At 61.9% G+C, this 21633-nt stretch carries 20 protein-coding genes; 7 read left to right on the top strand and 13 right to left on the bottom strand.

Annotated features, from left to right (window positions below):
* Positions 1-24: 24 nt before the first annotated feature.
* Positions 25-684, top strand: a complete 660-nt coding sequence (locus BCY88_RS33405) for a GntR family transcriptional regulator (protein WP_120348395.1) — start codon at positions 25-27, stop codon at positions 682-684.
* Between the two features lie 110 nt (positions 685-794).
* Here the strand turns inward: BCY88_RS33405 and BCY88_RS33400 are convergent, their stop codons facing one another.
* The gene (locus BCY88_RS33400) at positions 795-1742 is read right to left on the bottom strand and encodes a dihydrodipicolinate synthase family protein (RefSeq protein WP_120348389.1); all 948 of its coding nucleotides are present in this window, start codon (positions 1740-1742) and stop codon (positions 795-797) included.
* Positions 1743-1793: 51 nt separating this feature from the next.
* Entirely contained in the window at positions 1794-2750 is a 957-nt protein-coding gene (locus BCY88_RS33395; RefSeq protein ID WP_120348388.1) for an alpha/beta hydrolase, read from the bottom strand.
* Between the two features lie 216 nt (positions 2751-2966).
* On the opposite strand from BCY88_RS33395, the gene BCY88_RS33390 reads away from it, so the two are divergent.
* The 6 genes from BCY88_RS33390 to BCY88_RS33365 all read left to right on the top strand — a co-directional run bounded on the left by BCY88_RS33390 (position 2967) and on the right by BCY88_RS33365 (position 9040).
* The gene (locus tag BCY88_RS33390; RefSeq protein WP_120348387.1) at positions 2967-3386 is read left to right on the top strand and encodes a VOC family protein; all 420 of its coding nucleotides are present in this window, start codon (positions 2967-2969) and stop codon (positions 3384-3386) included.
* On the top strand, positions 3383-4345 hold the full coding sequence (locus tag BCY88_RS33385; protein WP_120348386.1) for a 2-hydroxyacid dehydrogenase: 963 nt from the start codon (positions 3383-3385) through the stop codon (positions 4343-4345). Before BCY88_RS33390 ends, BCY88_RS33385 begins: the two co-directional genes overlap by 4 nt.
* Positions 4346-4524: 179 nt before the next feature.
* Positions 4525-5550: a porin gene (locus tag BCY88_RS33380; protein WP_120348385.1), complete on the top strand. Its 1026-nt coding sequence runs from the start codon at positions 4525-4527 to the stop codon at positions 5548-5550.
* A gap of 201 nt (positions 5551-5751) precedes the next feature.
* Positions 5752-6792: a porin gene (locus BCY88_RS33375; protein WP_120348384.1), complete on the top strand. Its 1041-nt coding sequence runs from the start codon at positions 5752-5754 to the stop codon at positions 6790-6792.
* Positions 6793-6811: 19 nt separating this feature from the next.
* A complete protein-coding gene (locus tag BCY88_RS33370; RefSeq protein ID WP_120348383.1) occupies positions 6812-8605 on the top strand; it encodes an LVIVD repeat-containing protein in 1794 nt (597 codons plus the stop codon).
* A gap of 99 nt (positions 8606-8704) precedes the next feature.
* Positions 8705-9040: a c-type cytochrome gene (locus BCY88_RS33365; RefSeq protein WP_120348394.1), complete on the top strand. Its 336-nt coding sequence runs from the start codon at positions 8705-8707 to the stop codon at positions 9038-9040.
* A 1169-nt stretch (positions 9041-10209) separates the two neighbouring features.
* Here BCY88_RS33365 and BCY88_RS33360 read toward each other — a convergent pair.
* The 11 genes from BCY88_RS33360 to BCY88_RS33310 form a co-directional block, all read right to left on the bottom strand.
* The gene (locus BCY88_RS33360) at positions 10210-11610 is read right to left on the bottom strand and encodes an amino acid permease (protein ID WP_120348382.1); all 1401 of its coding nucleotides are present in this window, start codon (positions 11608-11610) and stop codon (positions 10210-10212) included.
* A gap of 162 nt (positions 11611-11772) precedes the next feature.
* Entirely contained in the window at positions 11773-13002 is a 1230-nt protein-coding gene (gene kynU / locus BCY88_RS33355; RefSeq protein WP_120348381.1) for a kynureninase, read from the bottom strand.
* A gap of 56 nt (positions 13003-13058) precedes the next feature.
* Positions 13059-14081, bottom strand: coding sequence for an amidohydrolase family protein (locus BCY88_RS33350; protein ID WP_120348380.1), 1023 nt, complete (start codon positions 14079-14081; stop codon positions 13059-13061).
* A gap of 15 nt (positions 14082-14096) precedes the next feature.
* On the bottom strand, positions 14097-14621 hold the full coding sequence (locus tag BCY88_RS33345) for a 3-hydroxyanthranilate 3,4-dioxygenase (protein WP_120348379.1): 525 nt from the start codon (positions 14619-14621) through the stop codon (positions 14097-14099).
* Positions 14622-14653: 32 nt separating this feature from the next.
* A complete protein-coding gene (locus tag BCY88_RS33340; RefSeq protein WP_120348378.1) occupies positions 14654-15085 on the bottom strand; it encodes a RidA family protein in 432 nt (143 codons plus the stop codon).
* Entirely contained in the window at positions 15082-15855 is a 774-nt protein-coding gene (locus BCY88_RS33335) for a 2-keto-4-pentenoate hydratase (RefSeq protein WP_120348377.1), read from the bottom strand. The genes BCY88_RS33340 and BCY88_RS33335 overlap by 4 nt, the downstream gene beginning before the upstream one ends.
* The gene (dmpG, locus tag BCY88_RS33330; RefSeq protein WP_120348376.1) at positions 15852-16895 is read right to left on the bottom strand and encodes a 4-hydroxy-2-oxovalerate aldolase; all 1044 of its coding nucleotides are present in this window, start codon (positions 16893-16895) and stop codon (positions 15852-15854) included. The genes BCY88_RS33335 and dmpG overlap by 4 nt, the downstream gene beginning before the upstream one ends.
* A gap of 25 nt (positions 16896-16920) precedes the next feature.
* Positions 16921-17865 carry an acetaldehyde dehydrogenase (acetylating) gene (locus tag BCY88_RS33325; protein WP_120348375.1) on the bottom strand — a complete coding sequence of 315 codons (945 nt, stop codon included), beginning with the start codon at positions 17863-17865 and terminating at the stop codon, positions 16921-16923.
* Between the two features lie 11 nt (positions 17866-17876).
* Entirely contained in the window at positions 17877-18698 is an 822-nt protein-coding gene (locus BCY88_RS33320) for a fumarylacetoacetate hydrolase family protein (protein WP_120348374.1), read from the bottom strand.
* Positions 18695-20185: a 2-hydroxymuconic semialdehyde dehydrogenase gene (locus tag BCY88_RS33315; protein WP_120348373.1), complete on the bottom strand. Its 1491-nt coding sequence runs from the start codon at positions 20183-20185 to the stop codon at positions 18695-18697. Before BCY88_RS33315 ends, BCY88_RS33320 begins: the two co-directional genes overlap by 4 nt.
* A 251-nt stretch (positions 20186-20436) precedes the next feature.
* A protein-coding gene (locus BCY88_RS33310; protein ID WP_259461552.1) for an IS3 family transposase occupies positions 20437-21572 on the bottom strand; the annotation gives its coding sequence in 2 pieces (ribosomal slippage) (positions 20437-21314 and positions 21314-21572; 1137 coding nt in all).
* Between the last annotated feature and the right edge of the window lie 61 nt (positions 21573-21633).

Genomic DNA, 21633 nt, shown 5'->3' with positions numbered 1-21633 from the left:
TTCGCTCAACCCACGACCATCACGATGACGACGCTCTCCTCCAAGATTTACCGCCTGCTGTGCGACGAGATCATCGAAGGCACGCTTGAACCGGGCCAGAAGCTCGAAGAAGCGGCACTCGCCGAACGCTTCAATGCCTCGCGCACACCGATTCGCGAAGCGCTGCGCGAACTCGCCGCGCGCGGCCTCGTCGAACTGACGCCCCGCAAGGGCGTGGTGGTCGCGCAGTTCAGCATCGACGAACTGGCCGACATGCTCGAAGCGATGTGCGAACTCGAGGCGCTGTGCTGCCGGTTGAGCGCGCAGCGTATGAGCCTCGTCGAGAAGAAACAGCTCGAAGAGCTCCAGACGGAAATGAACGCCGCGATCGCGCGCGGCGATGAAACGGAGTACTTCCAACTCAATCGCGAATTCCACGAACTGATCTGCAAGGGCGCGCAAAGCAAATCGCTGGCGTCGATCATGTCCGTTCAGCGGCAGCGTCTGGCGGGTTTTCGCGCCGCGCAGCCGGCTTCGCCGTCGCGTTTCGAGGCGGCAACCGACGAGCATCGCGAGATCGTCTCCGCGATCCTCAACTCCGAACCGGAACGTGCGTATAACGCGATGCGCGACCACACGGCACGGCTGTCGATCGTCGTGCTCGGCCGGCTCAAACGCCAGCGCACCGAGCGCGAAAGCGTCTGACACGCGGCGCGCTGCGCGGCGATGCGGGCGCGGCAGGCACTGCGCCGCTTGCCTAGGCGGCGCCGGCTGTATCGGGCACCGGCCATGCGCCGGCTGAAACCGCTGTCTGTTCACGCGGCCACCGCCGCGAGCGATGCCACCGACGGCATCGAAAAATCCAATGACTGAAGCTGCTGCAACAGCGCGCCGGACTGCGCCGGATTCATCGGCGTGAGCGGCGGGCGCACCCGCGTCCATTCGGGATCGTGCGCGAAGTGCGCGACGATGCTTTTCAGCGCGGGAATCATCGGTTGCGCCTGCACCGCGAGGCGAACCGTCGCGACCTTGCCTTCCCACACCGCCCTTTCTTCCGGCGTCGCCGCGTTCAGCAGACTGGCGATTGCATGCGGCTGAATATTCGCGGTCGCCGAAATGCAACCGGCCGCGCCTAGCGGCAACGCTTTGCCAAGCAAGGCCTCGGACGCGGGAAACACCGCGAAGCCGGGAAACTTCTCCAGCATCGCCGCGGTATTGGCCCAGTCGCCCGAACTATCCTTGATGCCCACCACGGTTTGCGGATACGCCGCGATCAGCCGCTCGATCAGCGTGTGCGTGATCGGCACGCCGGTGAACTGCGGGATGTGATACAGCAACACCCGCAACTGATCCGAGCCGATCGCCTGAATCACGTCGGAGTAGTAGGCAAATAACCCGTCGTCGCTCACGCCTTGGTAGAAGAACGGCGGCAGCATCAAGGCGCCCGCGCAACCGGCTTCGGCGGCGTGGCGCGTCAATGCAATGGCATCGGGCAGCGCGCATGCGCCGGTGCCCGGCAACAGGTGCGCGGAATCGATACCGGCTTCGAGCACCTGATCCAGCAGCGCGTGACGTTCGGCAAGACTCAGCGAATTGGCTTCGCTATTCGTGCCGAACAGCGCGAGCCCGGCGCCCTGCCCGACCAGCCAGCGGCAGAACGCGACGAAACGCGGCGCATCGACATCCAGCCCCGCCGTAAACGGCGTGACGACCGGCGCGAATACACGTGGCCTGGCAAAAGCAGACGGACGACTGACGGACATGCGGATCTCCTGATTGGCTGGACGGATAGACGTGGACATGGAGGCGAAAGATCACGCGCTGAAAAAATCGAGCATCGCGTCGCCCAGCAACGTCTCGCCCGAATCGAAATGCGCGACCACCGATGTGTGGTTGTGCCGCGGCATCTGCACAAAACGCGGCGCGCGTTGGGGCGCCGCGTCACCGGCACGCCGACGCGCTTGCAGAACGCGCTCGAAGAAAGCCGCGCCGTAGGCGTCCAGATAAGGGTTCTCGTATTCGGCGACCACCACCATCAGCGGCGTGTCGAAATGCGCCGCATGGGTCAGCGGCGAACGCTCGGCGTAGCGTGTTTCGTCCGCGCCGAAATAGGCGCGCACGCCGGCTGCGTTCGGGTTATCGGGAAACACGTCGGCAGCCAGCCGGGCGCTGATCAGCACCGCACCGGCGACGGCCGGCGCACCTTCACGCAACCCGGCATACAACGGATCGCACAAATAGGTGGCGACATGCGCGCCGCCCGCCGAATGCCCGACCAGAAAAATCCTTCGTGGATTGCCGCCGAATTCCTCGACGTGTTGCCGTGCCCACGCCAGTGCGGCGGCGACATCATCCGCGCCGGCGGGATAAGGCGCCTCAGGCGCGAGCCGGTATTCGACGTTCAGTGCGACGCAGCCCTGCCGCGCGAACCAGCGCGAGACGTTGTCGTAAATGAGTCCGTTGAAGCTCTTGCTGCCGCGCAAAAACGCACCGCCGTGGACGAACAGCACGACGTCGGCGTTGCCCTCCTGCCGCGTCTGCCCGGCGGCAAACACGTCCAGACGTTGCCGCTCATGGCCGCCGTATGCGATATCGCGCGCCACCTCGAGCGGCTCGCCCGCATCGCGCGCCGCCGCCACCAGCGGCGAATACGCCTCGATCACCAGATCGCGATGCGCATTGATATCGCGCCCCCAGACCGGTCCGAGCTGCGCGAAGCGCCGCCGGAGCGAGGCGGAAAGACTACCCAGCGGTTCCTGCAAGGTGTGCATCGGTGGTCCTCATACAGTGCGGCGGATCGACGCTAACGGCGTCGACCCATGGATGAGAACCATTCTGGTATATCAATTCGTTTTTGTGTATACATTTGTTATGCGTAGTATACCTGGTGAAGTTGCGGACACACTTGATTCAAAGTCACGACAACCCTCCCTACGCCGACAGGCGATTCATCTGTAAGACAACCCGGAACAACCCAAGGACATCTCATGGACAAGCTCCGCCACATCGCGCTTTCGGTCGAAGACCCCGAAGCCGCCGCGCAATTCTTCGAACAGGCATTCGGCATGCGCCGCGCGGGCAACGCGATGCGCGGCATCTATATGACGGACGGCACGATGAACGTGGCGCTCCTCAACTTCAAGGACGAGACCGTCCCCGGTTACGCGGGTCTAAAGGACGTACGCGGCGTAATCCACTTCGGCATGTGGGTGGACAGCGTCGAAGACACGGCGGCGCGCGTGGTCGCGGCGGGCGGCACGTATCTCACGGGACGCCACGAAAAAGATCCGAACGTGTTCTATGAAGTGAAGTACCGCATGCCGGACGGCACCGTGTTCGATATCACCGAAAACGGCTGGAAAGGCGCGGTGAAGGACGTCGCGCCTGCTGCCGGTCCACAGGTATGAGCGCTGTGACAGGCGCGGGCGGCATACATGTGCTGGCGCTGATCCCGCTGCCCGACGCGACGCTCGATGCGCTGCGGCGCGGCTACACGCTTCACTACCATCCCGGCGGCTGGGGCGACGCCTTGTCTGCCGGGGTCGACCCGGTGAACGTGCGCGCCGTGGTGACCAACGGCTCGACCGGGTTGTCCGGCGCGCAGATGGCCGCGCTGCCCGCGCTGGAGATCGTCAGCGCGTTCGGTGCGGGCTACGAGAACGTCGACCTGGCCAGCGCCACTCGGCGCGGCATCGTGGTGACCCATGCGCCCGGCGCGAATGCGGCGACCGTCGCCGATCACGCCATCGGTCTGCTGCTCGCGCTCGCGCGCGGCTATGCGCCGCTCACCGACGCGGTACGCGCGGGGCATTGGCATGCCTCGCGCGCCGAGCGGCCCACGCTGACGGGGGCACGCCTGGGGCTGGTCGGCATGGGACGCATCGGCCGGCTGATCGCGGCGCGCGCACAGGGCTTCGACATGACGCTCGGCTATCACGGACGTCAGCCGCATGGCGACGCGCCAGGCCGCTACTACGGGGTACTCACCGAACTGGCCGCCGATAGCGACTTTCTGGTGATCGCCTGCAACGGCGGCGCCGCGACCCGTCATCTGGTCAATCGCGAGGTGTTGCAAGCGCTGGGGCCGAACGGCTACGTGGTGAACGTATCGCGTGGCTCGGTGCTCGACACGCAGGCGTTGATCGACGCGCTGGCGCACGCCGCGATTGCGGGCGCGGGACTCGACGTGATCGAAGACGAACCCGAGGTGCCGGCCGCGCTGCTCGATCATCCGGGCGTGCTGATCACGCCGCACATCGCGGGCCGCTCGCCCGCTTCGTTGATCGCGCAACGAGACGCGCTGCTCGCCAGTCTGTCGCAGCACTTCGCCCACGCCCCCATCGAATTCGCGGTGCGCGCGGCCTGAAACGTGGCGGTGCGGCGTCGCACCGCCACCCAGAGCTTCATTGCTATCCGGTTCTCGTCCTGTCGCTGTCTCGTCGCTGTCTCGTCGTTGTGTCGTCGCCGTTCCGCTGGTGTTCTGCCGATGTCCCGCCGATGTCTTGCTGTTCCCCCGTTGTTCCCAACTGCACAAGAGGATTCGCCATGAACGTTCGATCGTTGGGCGCGCTCGCGCTCAGTTGCGCCGCCGCATGGGGACTCGCGTCCCACGCGGTAAAAGCGCAAACCTCCGTCACCTTGTATGGGCTTGTCGGGCTCGACATCGCCAGCACCAAACGCAGCAACGGGCCGCCCGCCGCTATCGCCGAACAGAGTCCGGGATTGACGGCGCCTTACTGGGGCATTCGCGTCAACGAGGAGCTCGGCGCGGGTTATCGCGCGATTGCCGTGCTCGAGAGCTTCTTTCAGCCGACCAACGGCGGCGTCGGCCGCACCGCCGCCGATCCGTTCTGGGGACGCAATTCGTATGTCGGTATCGCCGGACCGTTCGGACGCGTGACGCTCGGGCGGCACACCAACCTGCTCTACCTCGCCGAGCAGGCGGTCAATCCGTTCCAGGCATCGATCCTGTTCTCGCCGCTGGTCATGCAGACCTTCACCACGCCTTACGGTGGCGCGATTGTGGGCGACACGGTGTGGAACAACGGCATTCAGTACACCAGCCCCAATCTGAACGGCCTGACCACCACCGCCGTGTATGCGCCAGGCGGTTTCGCGGGCGCGAACGGCACGTACAACGCCGCACTGTCCACGCTCTATGCAGGCGGCTCGCTCACGGCTGTCGCGACCGTACAACGCACACGCGTGGTCGCCGGTGTGGCGTCGCCGACACAGAACGCGTACCTCGTCGGCGCCGCCTATGATTTTTCGCTCTTCAAACTGTATGGCGCACTGCAAGGCCTGCGCACCGATTCGACCGACATTGGCACGCATACCTACGAAGCCGGCCTCTCGGTGCCTCTGACCTCGCAACTCAGCGCCCTCGCCGAATGGGCGTACACCCGCCGCAGCGCACCGAAAAACGCCGCCACCGGCCGCAATACCGGCTCCGCGGGTCTCGACTATTTCCTGTCCAAACGCACCGATGTTTACCTGCTGACCGTCTACGACAAGCTCTCCGGCTCCGGCACCGCGATGACTTATGCAGCCGGAATCCGGCATCTGTTTTGACGAGAGATGCCATCCGGGTGAACCCGCTATAACTAAACCGCTGTTTTGTATAAAAAAATAAAGCTCGGAATCCAAATTTTGCCGTGGGTATAATTTTTCACAGTTTGTGTATACACGACAAAAAAGGACTTACCCGCGGCTGTCGCGCGCGACGACAGCACTCTCTCTCACGAAAAGAACAACGATCTGTTTGGAGACTGAATGAAAAAGAAAGCACTCGTGTCCGGCGCCTTCATGCTTGCCTGCGCCGGCGCACACGCGCAGTCGAGCGTCTGGCTGTCGGGCTATGTCGACATGAACATCGAACATCTGATCTCTTCCGGTTCCGGCGGAAACGTGACCCGCATGTCGAGCGGCGGTCTGAACAACTCGCGCTTCAACCTGAGCGGGGTCGAAGATCTGGGCGGCGGCAACAAGGCCGTGTTCACGATCGAACCGATGTTCTCCGCGAACACCGGCGTGCAGTCGACGCAGTTCCGCCAGTCGTTCGTGGGCCTGAAAGGCAACTGGGGTGAAGTGACGATGGGACGGCAATTCACGCCCTCGTACTGGATTGCGGGCTACGCCGATCCGAGCTGGGCCGCCGACTTCAGTATGGTCAACAACATGGAGTTCTTCTACGCCTCGTATCGCGTGGATAACGCGATCCAGTACAAGACGCCGACGTTCTACGGCTTCACCGGCCGGATCATGGCGACCACCGGCGTAGGCGACAGCACGCGCGCGGGGCGTTTCCTGAGCACCAGTATCGACTATCGGCACGGGCCGATTTTCCTCGGTGCCGTGAGCGAGCTGCAGTACACACGCGATATCTTCAAGTCCTCGCAGATCCATTCGTCGCGCGACAACTATTTCTCCGCCGTCTACAAGTTCGGCGGTTTCGAACCGACGTTTATCTATCACACGTACAACGGCTACTACGCGTATCCGCCTTACGTCGCCTTCAATTCGCAAGGATGGGACGCGCAGATCGGCGCACGCTGGAATATCGACGGGCGCAATCGTCTGTACCTGAGCGTGGTGCATCGTCACGACGACAACAATACGAGCATTTCCAGCGCGACCGGCGGCGTGATCGGCTACATCTACGGTTTGTCCAAACGCACCGACCTGTATGCCACTTTCGCGCACGTGAAGAGCCAGCACGACGTGCCTATCCCTTATCCGGTCACGTTCCAGGTGTATCCGAACGGCGGACAGAATCCGAGCGGTTTCCAGTTCGGGATTCGTCACGCGTTCTAATATAAAAAGGAGGAAGCCAATGCTTCGCAAACGCAATCTGAAATCCACTCTCGCAACAGGCGTCCTGTTGACTTTCGTGTCCGCGGCGGCTTGTGCGGCCGCGGAAAATGCGCCGGCTGCCGCGGCGCCGGACGCCGCAGCCTCCGCGGCACAAGTGACGCCCGGCACGCCGAGTGTCAAGGACCCCTACCTTGCCCAATGGCTGCGCCTTACTCCGGACCGCCGGCCTGCTCCGCTCAAGCCGGGTGTCGATTACGGCATGGACCCGGCAACCGGCCAGTTCGTGTGGCCCAAGGCCACCCCCGAAGTGCATCAAGGCCAGCACTTCCCGGGTGAAATGACAACGTGGGACAAGAAGAGCTATGCCAAGGACGTCAAGGTTCTGGCCTTCTACCCGCTCGTCGATTCGCCCTTCCACGCCTGGAACAATATTGCCGACTTCGACGGACGCCGTTACCTCTATATCCACGACCGTGATTATCTGCGGATCATGGACGTCACCGATCCCGCCAACGGCAAGGTCGTATTCTCGCAGGGCGGCACGTGGGGACCGAAGGGACCGACTGAGAAATTCGACCCGAACAATGTGCATGACTACCTCGGCGGCGCCACCATTGTGTGGAGCAAGAAGCTCGGCAAGCCGGTGCTGGTCGCCTCGTTCGAAATCGGCCGCTATGGCCTGATGACCGACAAGAGCGAGCAGCCGGACAAGGTCGAAGCACAGCGTCACTACAACTCGCTCAAGGGCTTCAAGGTCTTCGAAATGGACGGCCCGCTGCCGAGCCAATGGAAGCTGATCGCCACGCGCACCACCGACTACAAGCATCCCGATGCGCCGATCGGTCAACAGCAAGGTTCGGGCTCGCTCGATGCGCCGGAATACTACGGCGGCAAGTACATGATCCTGTCGGCCGCACCGGACGACAGCTACGCGCTGACCGAGTACCCGAACTATCTGTATTCGCCGGGTTATCAGGTCTGGGACATGTCGGACCCCGCCGATCCGAAGTTCGTCTCGCAGATCTCGGTGCCGGGGCAAAAACTCGGCAACGAAGCGGACGAACAGGCTTATCTGATGAATCCGCGCGCCGGCAACCGCACCTCGTGGATGGGCTCGCGGATTCCAATCTTCCTGCCGAAGCCTTTGGAACAAGGTGGCAAGATCGGCTTCGGCGCGATGGGCGGCCTGGGTCTTTATTCGTTCGACCTGTCCAACCCGGCGAAGCCGAAGGTGCTCGGCAACGTGAATACCGCGCCGAGCTTTGCCGGTACCGAGTACGACAATGCCGACGTCAGCCAGTACGACCGAACGGGTTTCGTGCTGACGAGCGGCTACCCGATGAACCGCGATTGCTATGAGCCGTACAAGGACATTTTCATCGTCGACGCCCGCGATCCGTCGCATCTGAAGGTAGCGGGCAAGCTGCCGCAGCCGACACCGCCTGAGGGCGCGCCGTTCACGAGTTTCTGCCAGCGCGGCGGCAACTTTGGTCCGAAGCGTTCGAACGCGATCGGTCAGCCGGGTGGCTCACGCCAGGGCGTGATTCCGTATTCGTTCTACAACGCCGGCGTGCAGATTTTCGACGTACGCAATCCGGAGAAGCCGACGATTGCCGGGTACTTCGTGCCGGCTTTGGCGGACGAGAGCGAGTTGCCGAATTACACCCTCGGCAAGGGTGTACTGGCGATTTACACCGAGTACGACCGCAACATCATCTGGGCGTTCACCGAGAACGGAGCGTATGCGTTGTCGACGCCGTTGTTGGGTAAGCCGGTGATTGGCGCGCCGGCCAAGCCGTGGCCGCCGCGGTAACGCGATTGGGTTGGTTTCTTTCCTCATGATGGTCTGTTGAGCGCTTTGCCCTGCCGGCGGTTTTCGCCGGTGGGGTTTTTTGTTTTTTACTGGGGTGACATGGTGAGAGGGATTGTGGTTTTGGCTGCGCTAGCTGGGGTTTTTTGTGGCTCTTTCGCTGCGGCGGCGGAGGGTGGGATTGCTACTGGGAGTGGTGTTTCTGCTAGCGAGCAGACTTGCCGCGCTTGTCATTCGATTGATACGACCAAGGTCGGGCCAGCGTTTCGGGCCGTCGCTGAGCGGTATCGGGGGGATTCTGATGCTGTCGCGAAGCTTAAGAAGAGTATGTTGGAAGGGAGTTCCGGGAAGTGGAATACTGGGGCGGTGATGCCCGCCAATGCCATTTCGGATGCTGATGCTGAGAGGTTTGCGCGGTGGATTTTGGGGGTTAAATAAGGGAAAGGTTTTTGGGGTTTTTTGCCTGCGCGGCGCTTTGGGTCTTTGCCTATGGCGCTGGCCTTTCCTCGTTCTGATTTCTTTGGCCTCTCCTTGTTGTGTTAGTGGTTTATTAGTGTTGCCCCTGTGCGGGGCGGCACTTACTCTTTGTGCCTTTCCTTGCTGTGTTAGTCGTCTGTTTTGGTTGTGGTTTTATGGTTTTGGCCTTTCCTTGATTTGCTATTGGTTTATTAGCGTTGCCCCTGTGCGGGGCGGCACTTACTTTCTTTGCCGCCGCAAAGAAAGATAAGCAAAGAAAGCGGCTCACACCGCCAGCTCATAAGTGGGTCCCCCGCACAGCCACGGTAGTGGTGCATCTGGAATCTGTGTTCTCGCACACTCCGCGTTAGCGACAAGGCGCTCATCCGCTCCCACTCCGCACTGCGTGCGTCGCGGATGGGTCTGCATGGGAAACCCGGGGCTTCATTTCGGGTAGCGGGGACCATCGGCTTCGCCTCGGTGAGGCGCTCCCGCACTTACTGGCGAGCCCCCACTTCGAATGGCATGTCGATGCATTGTATTTACGGCGGCCGCAGTTGTGCCTGCCGCGGCGATGCAACGACTAGCCAGGGAACTGGGCAAATCGTGGGAGCAGACGCTTGAAGTGTCGCTGCGTTGCATTTACGGCACGGCCACAGTTGTGCCTGCCGCGGCGATGCAACGACTAGCCAGGGAACTGGGCAAACCGTGGGAGCGGACGCTTGAAATGCCGATACGTCGCATTCATGGCACGGCCGCAGTCGTATCAGCAGCTGCGATACAACGACGAGTCAGTGACCTGGACAAACCGTGGGAGCAAACGCGCGGTGGGTGGTTTTATGAAGAACCGTTCGGCGCGCGCAGCGCCGCCGGAAGTATGACGCCCTTGTCACTAATGCGGAGTGTGCGAGAACACAGATTCCAGATGCACCACTACCGCAACTGTGCGGGGGACCCGCTTATGAGCTGGCGGGGTGAGCCGCTTTCTTTGCTTATCTTTCTTTGCGGCGGCAAAGAAAGTAAGTGCCGCCCCGCACAGGGGCAACTCTAATAAACCAATAGCAAATCAAGGAAAGGCCAAAGAATTCAGAACAAGCAAAGGCCAACATCATAAAACCACAACCAAGCGCCGCGCAGGCAAAAAAAAACCATCACACCAATTCGGCCCGCACAGCCTCCCCACCCCTCCCCCGATACCAAACAAAATAAACAACAAGCAACACAAAAACAAACGGCACCCCAATCACCAACGTCATCCGAAACTCACGCGTAAACCACGTAGTAACAAGCGCACTCACCATCAGCCCTGCGCCAAGCAGCGAAGTAACCGGAAACCCCCACATCCTGAACGCCAACGGCACACCCTTATGCTGATGGCGAAAAAAGAAGTGCGTAACAAAGATCATCAACCAGGTGAACATGGCACCAAACATCGACACCGACATCATCAACACAAACGAAGCATCCGGATAAACCACATTCAGCACCGTAGCCAACGCGATGCCAATCGTCGAAAGCCAAAGAGCAGCAACCGGAACACCCTTACCGTTCAAAGCCCCCAGCCGCCGCGGCGCATAGCCGGCCCGCGACAAACTGAACATCATCCGCGTCGTGATATAGAGCTGGCTGTTCATCGCCGACAACGCCGCCACCAGAATCACAAAGTTAATGACGCCTGCGGCCCCAGGTACATGCGTCGCCGCCATCACCCGCACGAACGGGCTTTCATCCGTACCCGCCGCGTTCCAAGGCACGATCGCCAGCATCAACGCCAAGGTCAGCAAATAAAAGAACACCAGCCGGAACATCGTCGCGCGAAACGCCCGCGTAATCGCCTTCTGCGGATCGCGTGCCTCGCCCGCCGCCACCGCAATCATCTCGATGCTCAGATAGCTGAAAATCGATACGATCACCGCCACCCACATGCCCCACACGCCCTTCGGAAAGAAGCCGCCGTGCGACGTGTAATTGCCAAATCCGATCCCCGAGTTCGCCGGCGCGCCGAACACCACATAGGCGCCCAGCAAAATGAAACCGACAATCGCCACGATCTTCAACATCGAGAACACATACTCGACCGCGCCGAATACCTTCACGCTCACCGAGTTAATGCCGATCAGCGCCGCGGAAAAACCCACAATCCAGTACCAGCCAGGCACCGCGGGAAACCAGTACTTCATGTACACGGCAATCGCCGTCACCTCCGTGCCGACCGCAAACACAATCGACGACCAGTACGCATAGCGCACCAGAAATCCCGCCCACGGCGCAATGTAGTGCTCGGCATAGGCGCCGAACGACCCCGATGTCGGATGCGCTACAGTCATCTCGGCCAGGCAGCCCATCAACAACAGCGCGATCAACGCGCCAATCGCGTAACTCACCAGCACGCTCGGACCGGCAAAGCCGATCGCGAATCCACTGCCGAGAAACAGGCCCGTGCCGATCGCGCCGCCAATCGCAATCATCGATAACTGCCCCGTCGATAAGCCACGGTGCAACCCCTTCTCGCGTTCGACAATCGTGTCGAAGCCTCGCTGCTCTTGCGTCATTGTTCTGTCTCCTCCTGGGATGCGGTTGCGCACATGGACGCAACCGCCGGTGCCGCACGGTCGGCTTAGCTGCTTTGCCCGAACCGCGGCGCTGGTCTGCTCACTGAGTCATCAATCTCGTCGTTAAGCCGATGTGCTCAAACCCATCGCTTCCACCACCGATTACGTCACCGATTTACGTGCCTTGAATTCTTCGGTATTCCAGGCGTCGGTCGCGATAATGTCCTTGAGTTGCGCGATGGTGTCCCAGATATCGACATAACGCACATACAGCGGCGCAAAGCCGAAGCGCAAAATGTCCGGCGCGCGGAAGTCGCCGATCACGTTGCGCGCGATCAGCGCCTGCATGATCGCGTAGCCTTGCGCGTGACCCAGCGATACCTGGCTGCCACGTTGCTCGGCAGCGCGCGGCGTCGCGAGCGTGCAACCGAGACCCTGCAATTCCTGATCGGTCAGCTCGATAAACAGATTGCCGAGCGCCACGCTCTTCTCGCGCAACACGTCGAGATCGACGCCGTCGAATGCTTCCAGCGCACTCTCCAGCGCGATGACGCCGAGTTGCGGTGCGGTGCCGGTCAACATGCGGTCGATGCCCGGATGCGGCGCGTAGTCGTGAGTAAACTCGAACGGCTTCGAATGACCGTGCCAACCGGTCAACGGTTGACGCACCGCTTCGATATGGCGCGACGCGACGAACACGAAAGCCGGTGCGCCCGGGCCGCCATTCAGATACTTGTAGCCGCAACCCACCGCGAAGTCGGCGGCGCAGCGGTTCAGGTTCACCGGCATCGCACCCGCCGAGTGACAGAGGTCCCATACGATCAATGCGCCGGCCTCGTGCGCAAGACGCGTCACGGCCTCCATGTCGTAGCGCTTGCCGGTTTTGTAGTTGACGTGCGTAAGCGATACGATCGCCACGGTATCGTCGATCGCCGCGACAATGTCGTCCGGATCGACACAACGCAACTCGCACCCCGTCATTTCGGCGACGCTCGATGCGATATACACATCAGTCGGGAAATTGGTTCGCTCGGCGAGAATCACGTTGCGGCCCGGGCGCATGCGCGTGGCCGCAATCAGCACCTTGAACAGATTCACCGAAGTCGAATCGGCGACGATCACTTCGTCCGGTCCCGCGCCGATCAGCTTCGCAATCTTGTTGCCGGTGCGCTGCGGCGCCGGATACCAGTCGGCGTCGTTCCACGAGCGGATCAAACCGTGCGCCCATTCCTGTTTCAGGGCCTGTTCGATGCGCGCGGGCACATTGGCGGGCATCGCACCCAGCGAGTTGCCGTCGAGGTAAATCGTATCGGCGGGCAGATCGAAGCGCGCGCGGCAGTGAGCCAACGTATCGGCGGCGTCGAGCGCGGCGCAGTGTTCCCGGGTGATCATCTGGCTAATTTCCTGTGTAGTCTTGTTGCTATTGCAAAGTCTGAGGTTTCTGCTGCCTAGGCGGCATGTGCAACCGTCAAGGGCAAATCGAAAAAGCGCTGGGCATTGGTGCCGAGAATCTTCGTCTTCGCCGTGTCGCTCAGCTGCGGATGATTGGCGACCAGGTCACCTATCTTCTGCTCGCCGAGCGGGAACGGATAGTCGGAGCCGAGCAGCACATGGTCTTCGCCCATCGTGTCGACGAGCAGGCGTAATGCCCCCTGGTCGAACACCGCGCTATCCACGTAAAAGCGGTCGAGATACGACACCGGCGGATTCGGACAATCCTCGCGCACGATGTCGCGTTGCTCCCATGCGTTCTGCACGCGGCCGAGCAAAAAGGCGAAGCTGCCGCCGCCATGCGCGAAGCACAGTTTCAACGATTTCGGAATCCGCTCGAATGCGCCCGACAAAATCAGCGACACCATGCTCAATTGCGTTTCCGCCGGCATCGCGACAAGCCACGGCAGCATCCATTTCTTCATGCGGCCGTCGGTCATCATGTCCCACGGATGCACGAGTACCGGAATGCCGTCGTTCGCGCAGTGCGAAAGAAACGTCACGAGGTGTTCGTCGTCGAGATCGCGCGGGCCGAGGTGATTGCCGATCTGCACGCCGCGATGTCCCGCGCGATGCGCGCGCGTTGCCTCGCGGCAGGCGAGATCGATATCCTGCAACGGCACTTGCGCCAGCGCCTTCAGCCGATGCGGCGCATGCGCGCACAGTTCGAGCGCGTGGTCGTTCATCCGCGCGGCCCAGTCGTGTGCAGCGGCCGCGTCGTAGCGATAGCCGAACATCACCGGTGTCGCGCACATCAACTGGATGTCGACGCCGAGTGCATCCATTTCGGCGATACGTGCGGCCGGATCCCACAGCGCGCGATACACCGGGCGAAAGCTCTTCTCTCCGGTCATGATCATGCCGCGTTCGCCGTCCGCGTCGATCTTCAGCCACGGCGCGTGTTGCGCGTCGAGGTGTGCGGCCTCTTCGCGCGTGATCGGCGGGAAGAAGTGGGAATGCATGTCGATTCGAAGTGTCATCGTAATTCTGTTTGTTTAGACGGCGCGGCCGGGGTGGACATGACCGCAATGCGCGCAACGGCGTTTTTCTTCCGAGGCATAAAAGGCGTTGAAAAGCGGCGGCAGATCGCTGACGATGCTTTTCAGTTGCACCTCCACGCGGTGAACGAGATGGCCACAGTCGTCGCAATACCATTCGAAGCCGTCCACGACGCCTTGCGGGCGTTGGCGCTCGATCACGAGGCAGACGCTGCCCGCCTCCGGCCGTTGCGGCGAATGACGCACATGCGGCGGCAGCAGAAAAACGTCCCCTTCCTTCAGATCGACGCGTTCGCGCTTGCCGTCGATCCACAGATGCAGATACGCGTTGCCGCGCAGCTGATAGAAAAATTCCTCGAACGGATCGTCGTGATAGTCGGTGCGATGGTTCGGACCACCCACCACCGTGACGATGAAATCGCTGTCCTGCCACACCTGCTGATTGCCGACAGGCGGTTTCAGCAGATGCGCGTGATCGTCGATCCAGCGCGGGAAATTGAACGGTTTGCCGTACGTAAGCATGGCTGTCTCTGTCGTTAGTTTTCTACGCGTGATTACTTTTTCGGTGTGTACGCAATCGCCTTCATCTCGATCAGCAAATGCGGATGAGGCAACTGGTGCACGGCAACCGTGGTGCGCGTCGGACCGCTTTCATCGAAATACTCGCCGTACACGGCGTTGTAGCCGCCGAAATCGTTCATGTTGACGAGGAACGACGAGATCTCGACGAGGTTCGACAGGTCCGCGCCTTCACTCTGAAGAATATCGCGAATGTTCTCGATCACCACGCGCGTCTGCTCACGAATGTCGAGTTGCACCGTGCCAAGTTCGTCGGCCGAGGCGCCCGCAATCGTATTGTCAGGCCGACGCGAACTCGTGCCGGAGACGAACAGGAAGTCGCCAGCCCGTGTTACGTGAGGAAAACGGCCACGCGGTTTGGCTTTGCCGGGCACCACGCGCCCCTGAATGGTCGGTTCGTTGGTCATGAGAGTCGATAGGTTGTGAATTCAGTGCTGCCGAGACCGTTGACCACGCAATGCACGTGCGCATCGGCGGGCAGCGGATGAGCGGCGGTAGCGGCGCCCGCCATGATCAGCGAGCCGGCCGGCAACACCAGGCCGCTTTGCGCGATCAGGCGCGAGGCCTGCACGATCGAGCGCAACGGATCGCCGAGAATCGCCGCGGTCGAGCCGGCCTGCACGATACGGCCGTCGATTCGCATCGTTACGCCCGCATTGCGCAAGCCGTCGAAACGTTGGCTCCACGGACCGATCACCAGGCCCGCCGAGGAACAGTTATCGGCGACCACATCCTCTAGCGTGAACTTGAAATCGCGGTAGCGCGAATCGATGATCTCCATTGCCGGCGCCACCGCTTCCAGATAGCGCGACGCTTCCAGCATGGTCAGCGGACGGTCGATCTCGCGGCTCGTCAGAAAGCAGACTTCCGGCTCGACGCGCGGATGAATGAAGCGCTCGAGCGCAACACGGCCGCCGTCTTCGTCCAGCATTGCGTCGGTGAGCCAGCCCCAGATCAGGCTGTCCACACCCATCTGAATCATCTTCGCGCGGCTCGTGAAACCCAGCTTCACGCCGACCATGCTTTCGCCACGATGAATGCGCCGCTCGATCGACGCGCGCTGAATCCCGTACGCGTCGTCCAGCGAAAATGGCGTGGACGTGGTGAGTTGCGCGACCGGCTCCGCGTGGCGCGCGGCGTCGTCGATACGTTGCGCAAGGGCGTCGAGGTCGATCATGCGGCCTCCTGCTGCGCGAGCTCGCGTGCTTTCAGCATGTCCAGCGCGACGTCGACGATCATGTCCTCCTGGCCGCCCACCATACGGCGGCGGCCGAGCTCGACCATGATGTCGAAGGCCGACAGCCCGTATTTCGCCGCGGCCGCTTCCGTGTGGCGCAGGAAGCTCGAATACACGCCGGCATAACCGAGCGCCAGGGTTTCGCGATCCACGCGCACCGGCCGCTCCTGCAACGGACGCACGATATCTTCGGCGGCGTCGATCAGCTTCTTCACATCGCAGCCGTGATTGAGTTTCATCCGGTCTACCGCGGCAATGAACACTTCGAGCGGCGCGTTGCCCGCGCCCGCGCCCATGCCGGTCAGCGATGCATCGATGCGGTCGCAACCGTGTTCGAGCGCGACCACGGAATTCGCCACCCCGAGCGACAGATTGTGATGCGCGTGCATACCCGTTTGCGTCGCCGGATCGAGCACCGCCTTGAAGGCGTCGAACCGTTCGGCGACGTCGCGCATATTCAGCGCGCCCCCCGAATCGACCACGTAGACGCATTGCGCGCCGTAGCTTTCCATCAGCTTCGCCTGCTTCGCCAATGCGTCGGGCGTAGTCATATGCGACATCATCAGGAAGCCGACTGTGTCCATGCCAAGCGAGCGTGCGTATTCGATGTGCTGCTTCGAAATGTCCGCTTCGGTACAGTGCGTGGCTACCCGCACGATACGCGCGCCGGCGTCGTATGCCGCGCGCAGATCGTGGACGGTGCCGATGCCGGGCAGCAGCAGCGTCGCCACTTGTGCGCGCTTCACCGTGCCGGCCACCGCCGCGATCCACTCGAGATCGGTGTGCGCGCCGAATCCGTAATTGAAGCTCGAACCGGAGAGACCATCGCCGTGCGCGACTTCGATACTGTCGACGCCGGCTTCATCCAGCGCTTGCGCGATCGCCACTGCGTCTTCCAGCGAATACTGATGGCGAATCGCATGCATGCCGTCGCGCAGCGTCACGTCCGACACGTAGATTTTCTTGTTGCTATCGGTCATTGCGTGTTTCCTTTGCGTGTTGCTCTTACGCTGCCACGCGGCTGGCCGCGATCTGCTCGGCCGCGGCCAGCGCCGCCGAGGTCATGATGTCCAGATTCCCCGCATAGGACGGCAGATAGTGCGCGGCGCCCTCCACTTCGAGGAACACGCTCACCTTCAGGCCCGCGCGGCGTTCGTTCGCGTGCAAGGCAAGCGGATTGTCCGCCGTATAACGGTCGAACTGCACCGCCTGCTTCAGACGATAGCCGGGCACATAACTCGCCACCGCCGCGACCATCGCGTGAATCGAGCTTTCGATTTCGCCGGTATCGGCGTCTTCTGCGGTCAGGCAGTAGACGGTGTCGCGCATCATCAACGGCGGCTCGGCCGGATTGAGCACGATGATCGCCTTACCGCGCGCCGCCCCGCCGACCGTTTCGATCGCCTTCGAAGTGGTCTCGGTGAATTCGTCGATATTGGCGCGCGTTCCGGGACCTGCCGAGCGGCTGGCAATCGACGCGACGATTTCCGCGTAACGTACCGGCGCCACGCGCGATACCGCGTGTACGATTGGAATCGTCGCCTGGCCGCCGCAGGTGACCATGTTCAGGTTTGGCGCGTCCAGATGCGCGAACAGATTCACCACCGGCACCACGAACGGGCCGATCGCGGCCGGCGTCAGATCGATCACGGTGACGCCGTGTTCACGCAGGACGGCCGCGTGGCGATGATGTGCGCCTGCCGACGTCGCGTCGAACGCGATGCGAATGTCGCCAAAGTTCGGCATGCTCACGAGACCCTCGATCCCCTGCGCGGTGGTCGGCACGCCGAGCCGTTCGGCGCGCGCGAGGCCGTCCGAGGCCGGGTCGATACCGACCATCGCCCCCATTTCGAGGTGTTTCGCATTACGCAGCACCTTGATCATCAGATCGGTGCCGATATTGCCGGAGCCGATGATGGCGACGGCTGCTTTGTCTTGCTTCTCGTGCATGGCATTCCCGGTCACGATGCGGATTCCGCGTGGTGGGCAAAACTCGCGCTCACGGAGCCGAGTCCTTCGATATGGGCGGTGAAGACATCACCGGCGCTGACGCCGACCATCGGCCCAAGCGCGCCGGTCAACACGATGTCGCCCGCCTTCAACGGCGCGCCGACACGGGTCATGGTGTTGGCGAGCCACACGGCGGCGTAGAACGGATTGCCGAGACAGGCCGCGCCAACGCCCACGCTCACCTGATCGCCGCGCCGCTCCATGACCATGCCGCAATTGATCGCGTCGAAAGCATCGAGCTTGACGGGGCGATTGCCGAGCACGAACAGACCGCTCGACGCGTTGTCGGCCACGGTGTCCGTCAAGCGGATATCCCAGTTGGCAATCCGGCTGCCGACGATCTCGATGGCGGGCAACGCATACGCCGTTGCGCCGATCAGGTCGGCTACCGTGTGCAGTTCGTGCGGCAGATCGTGAGCGAGCACCAGCGCGATCTCCGCCTCCACCTTGGGCTGCTGCGTGCGCGACAGCGCGATTTCTTCGCCGTCGGCTATCGACATATCGTCGAAAAGCATGCCGAAATCCGGTTGATCGACACCGAGTTGCGCCTGCACCGCTTTCGACGTCAGGCCGATCTTGCGGCCCACGAGCCGCCGGCCAGTCGCCAGCTTGCGTTCGGTATTGAGGCGCTGCACCGCGTAAGCGGCTTCGAGCGCATCGCCGCCGAGCTCCGCGATGACAGTGCGTACCGGCGCAACCGGTGTGCCGTTTTGCTGCGCTTGCCAGAGTGCATAAGCGATCTGCTGCGCGGCGTTCAGGTCGATCTCGCTCATGCGATCCTCACGCAAACGTTGGTCAATTCCGAATAGAAATCGAGCGAATGACGCCCGCCTTCACGACCGATACCAGACAGTTTGGTGCCGCCGAACGGTGTGCGCAGATCGCGCACGAACCAGGCATTGACCCAGACGATGCCAGTCTCGATCTGCCGCGCCACGCGATGACCGCGCGACAGTTGCGTCGTCCAGATGCTGGCGGCGAGGCCATAGGCACTGTCGTTCACGCGGCCGATCACTTCGTCTTCGCTGTCGAACGGGGCAATGTGGCACACAGGTCCAAAGATTTCTTCCTTGACGCAGCGCGCCGTGTCGGACAGACCGGTCCAGATGGTCGGCATCACGAAGGCGCCCTGATCGCGCGCATCGCCGAATTGAGGAACGTTGCCGCCGGTCACGACCGTTGCGCCCTCTTCCACTGCCAGGCGGAAATACGACAGCACCTTCTCACGATGACCGCGCGAGATCAGCGGACCCATCGTGGTGGCGGGGTCGTCGGGCGCACCGACTTGCAGCGCCTCAGTTTTCTCCTTCAATGCAGCGACGAAGCGCTCGAAGATCGGCCGCTCGACGTACACGCGCTCGCTGCACAGGCAGACCTGGCCCGCATTCGTGAAGCTCGACTTGAGCACACCGGCCACGGCCGCGTCGAAGTCCGCATCGGCAAACACCACGGCTGCGTTCTTGCCGCCGAGTTCGAAGGAGATTTCTTTCACGCCGTCGGCCACAGTTTTCATGATCGTGCTGCCGGTACGCGATTCGCCGGTAAACGTGATCGCGCTGATGTCCGGATGACGGGTCAGGAACTCGCCGGCCGCGTTCGGCCCATGGCCGTGGATCAGGTTGAACACGCCCGGCGGCAGGCCGATGTCGTGCATGACTTCGGCGAGCAGCGTGGCCGAGCTGGGTGTTTCTTCCGAGGGCTTGGCGACGACGCAGTTGCCCATGGCGAGGGCCGGCGCCACTTTCCAGGTGAACAGCAGCAGCGGCAGATTCCAGGGCGAGATGATGCCGACTACGCCGAGCGGTTTGCGCGTGACGTAGTTGATCAGTTCGCTGCCGTCGGCTGCATGGGTTTCGAAGAATTCGCTGTTCGCGGTGCGGACAAGATCCGCGAAGGTGCGGAAGTTCGCGATACCGCGGGCAATATCGAGCTTGCGGGCTTGTTCGACGGGGCGGCCGGTGTCGGCCACTTCCGCCGCGACGAAATCGTCGAACCGGGCTTCGATGCCGTCGGCGATTTTATGCAGCCAGTCCGCGCGCTCCGCCGGTTTGGTGTTGCGCCAGCCGGCGCGTTGAGCGGCGGCTGCGGCGCGGACGGCGGCATCGACGGTTGCGGCGTCGGCTTCGCAGACTTGCGCGAGTTCACGGCCGTCGACCGGGCTGATATTGGGGAAGGTGTTCGCGGTCGCGATGAATTCGCCATTGATGTAATGGCGAAGCAATGGCTGAGCGCGCTGCGCGGCGGCCGGGGTGAGAGTCACAACGTCTCCTGCTGGATTGGGGTGTTTGCAGGAGTCTAAAGGGGGGGATTGCTGGGGCGGTAATCAAAGATTGGGTGGTGGGTATGCTAAAGGGGAATACCAGAGGGAGGGGTTGGTTTGCCTGCGCGGTGCTTGGTTGTATGCCTACGGCGCTGGCCTTTCCTTGATTTCTTATTGGTCTATTAGTGTTGCCCCTGTGCGGGGCGGCACTGTAGTGGTCAAGTAAACCTGGACACCCCGAAAGGTGAATTCTAAAAAAGTGCAGCTTCGTATCGTGCCGGTGGCAGACCGTCTGCCGCTGAATGGATGCGCCTGTAGTTATAAAAGTCGTCGATGTAGGCCCCGATGTCGCGTTCCGCATATGCGTGGTCGGGGTACCCTTTATCGTCGATCCATTCGCTTTTGAGACTTCTAAAGAAGCGCTCCACCGGCGCGTTATCCCAGCAGTTCCCCTTTCTGCTCATGCTCTGGATGATGCCGTTTGCCTTCAGCTCGTTCACGAAGTGCGCGCTGGTGTACTGGCATCCCTGATCCGAGTGGAACATCAGGCCCGGTGGCGGCCGTCGATGCTCGCGCGCCTGCTGCAAAGCCCTGATAACCAGTACCGTATCGGGCAGTTGCGCAAACGCCCAGCCGACGATACGGCGTGAATACAGATCCATCACGATGGCCAGATAGGACCAGCCCTGAAGCGTTCTCACGTACGTAATATCGCCCGCCCATACCTGATTGATCGACGACGGCTCGAACCGACGCTCAAGCAGGTTGGGAGCCACCAGCGCTTCACCGTCAGTCTTGCGATAACGGTGCGTTCGTCGTCGCGCCACCGCCAGTTGTGCCTCGCGCATCAGCGATCGGGCACGGTAACGCCCGATCGCGTGGCCTCGCTGCTGCAAGGCCTGAGCCATTCTGCGACTGCCATAGCTGGCGCGGCTTTCGCCGTGAATTTCGCGCACCGCCTTGAGCAGCGCGGGCGCAGCAGCAACTCTGGCGGGCCGTGTGGAAACGGCGTAATAGCTGCTTCGAGGCACCTTCAGCAGCTCGCACATCACGCTCACCGGCCAGGCCTTCTTCAGCGAATGGATCACTTCGATGAGCGATCCATTTCCTTGACGAAGAAGGCCGTGGACTTTTTTAGGATCTCGCGCTCCCTTTCGAGCTCGATCACCCGCGCCTCCAGTTCCCGGATGCGTCGCTGGTCGGCCTTGACCTGAATCTCAGTGCGCGGCGGCTCAGCCTGTTCGGCCCGCCACTGCGCAACCCATCGCCGCAAGGCCGTGTCTCCTACGCCCAGCGCCTCACAGGCCTTGGAGAATGAATAGCCCTGGGCAACCACCAGTTGCACCGCTTCAGCCTTGAATTCGTCAGTTATGTTCCGTCTGCTCATCTCTCACCTCAGTTGGAGAATTATCCCCTTTAGAGGTGTCCAGGACCATTGGACCACTACA

Origin of the sequence: Paraburkholderia fungorum, from assembly GCF_003610895.1 — a bacterium.
In the GTDB taxonomy this organism is placed as follows: Bacteria; Pseudomonadota; Gammaproteobacteria; order Burkholderiales; family Burkholderiaceae; genus Paraburkholderia; species Paraburkholderia fungorum_B.
This window is presented reverse-complemented; position numbering and strand designations above follow the sequence as displayed.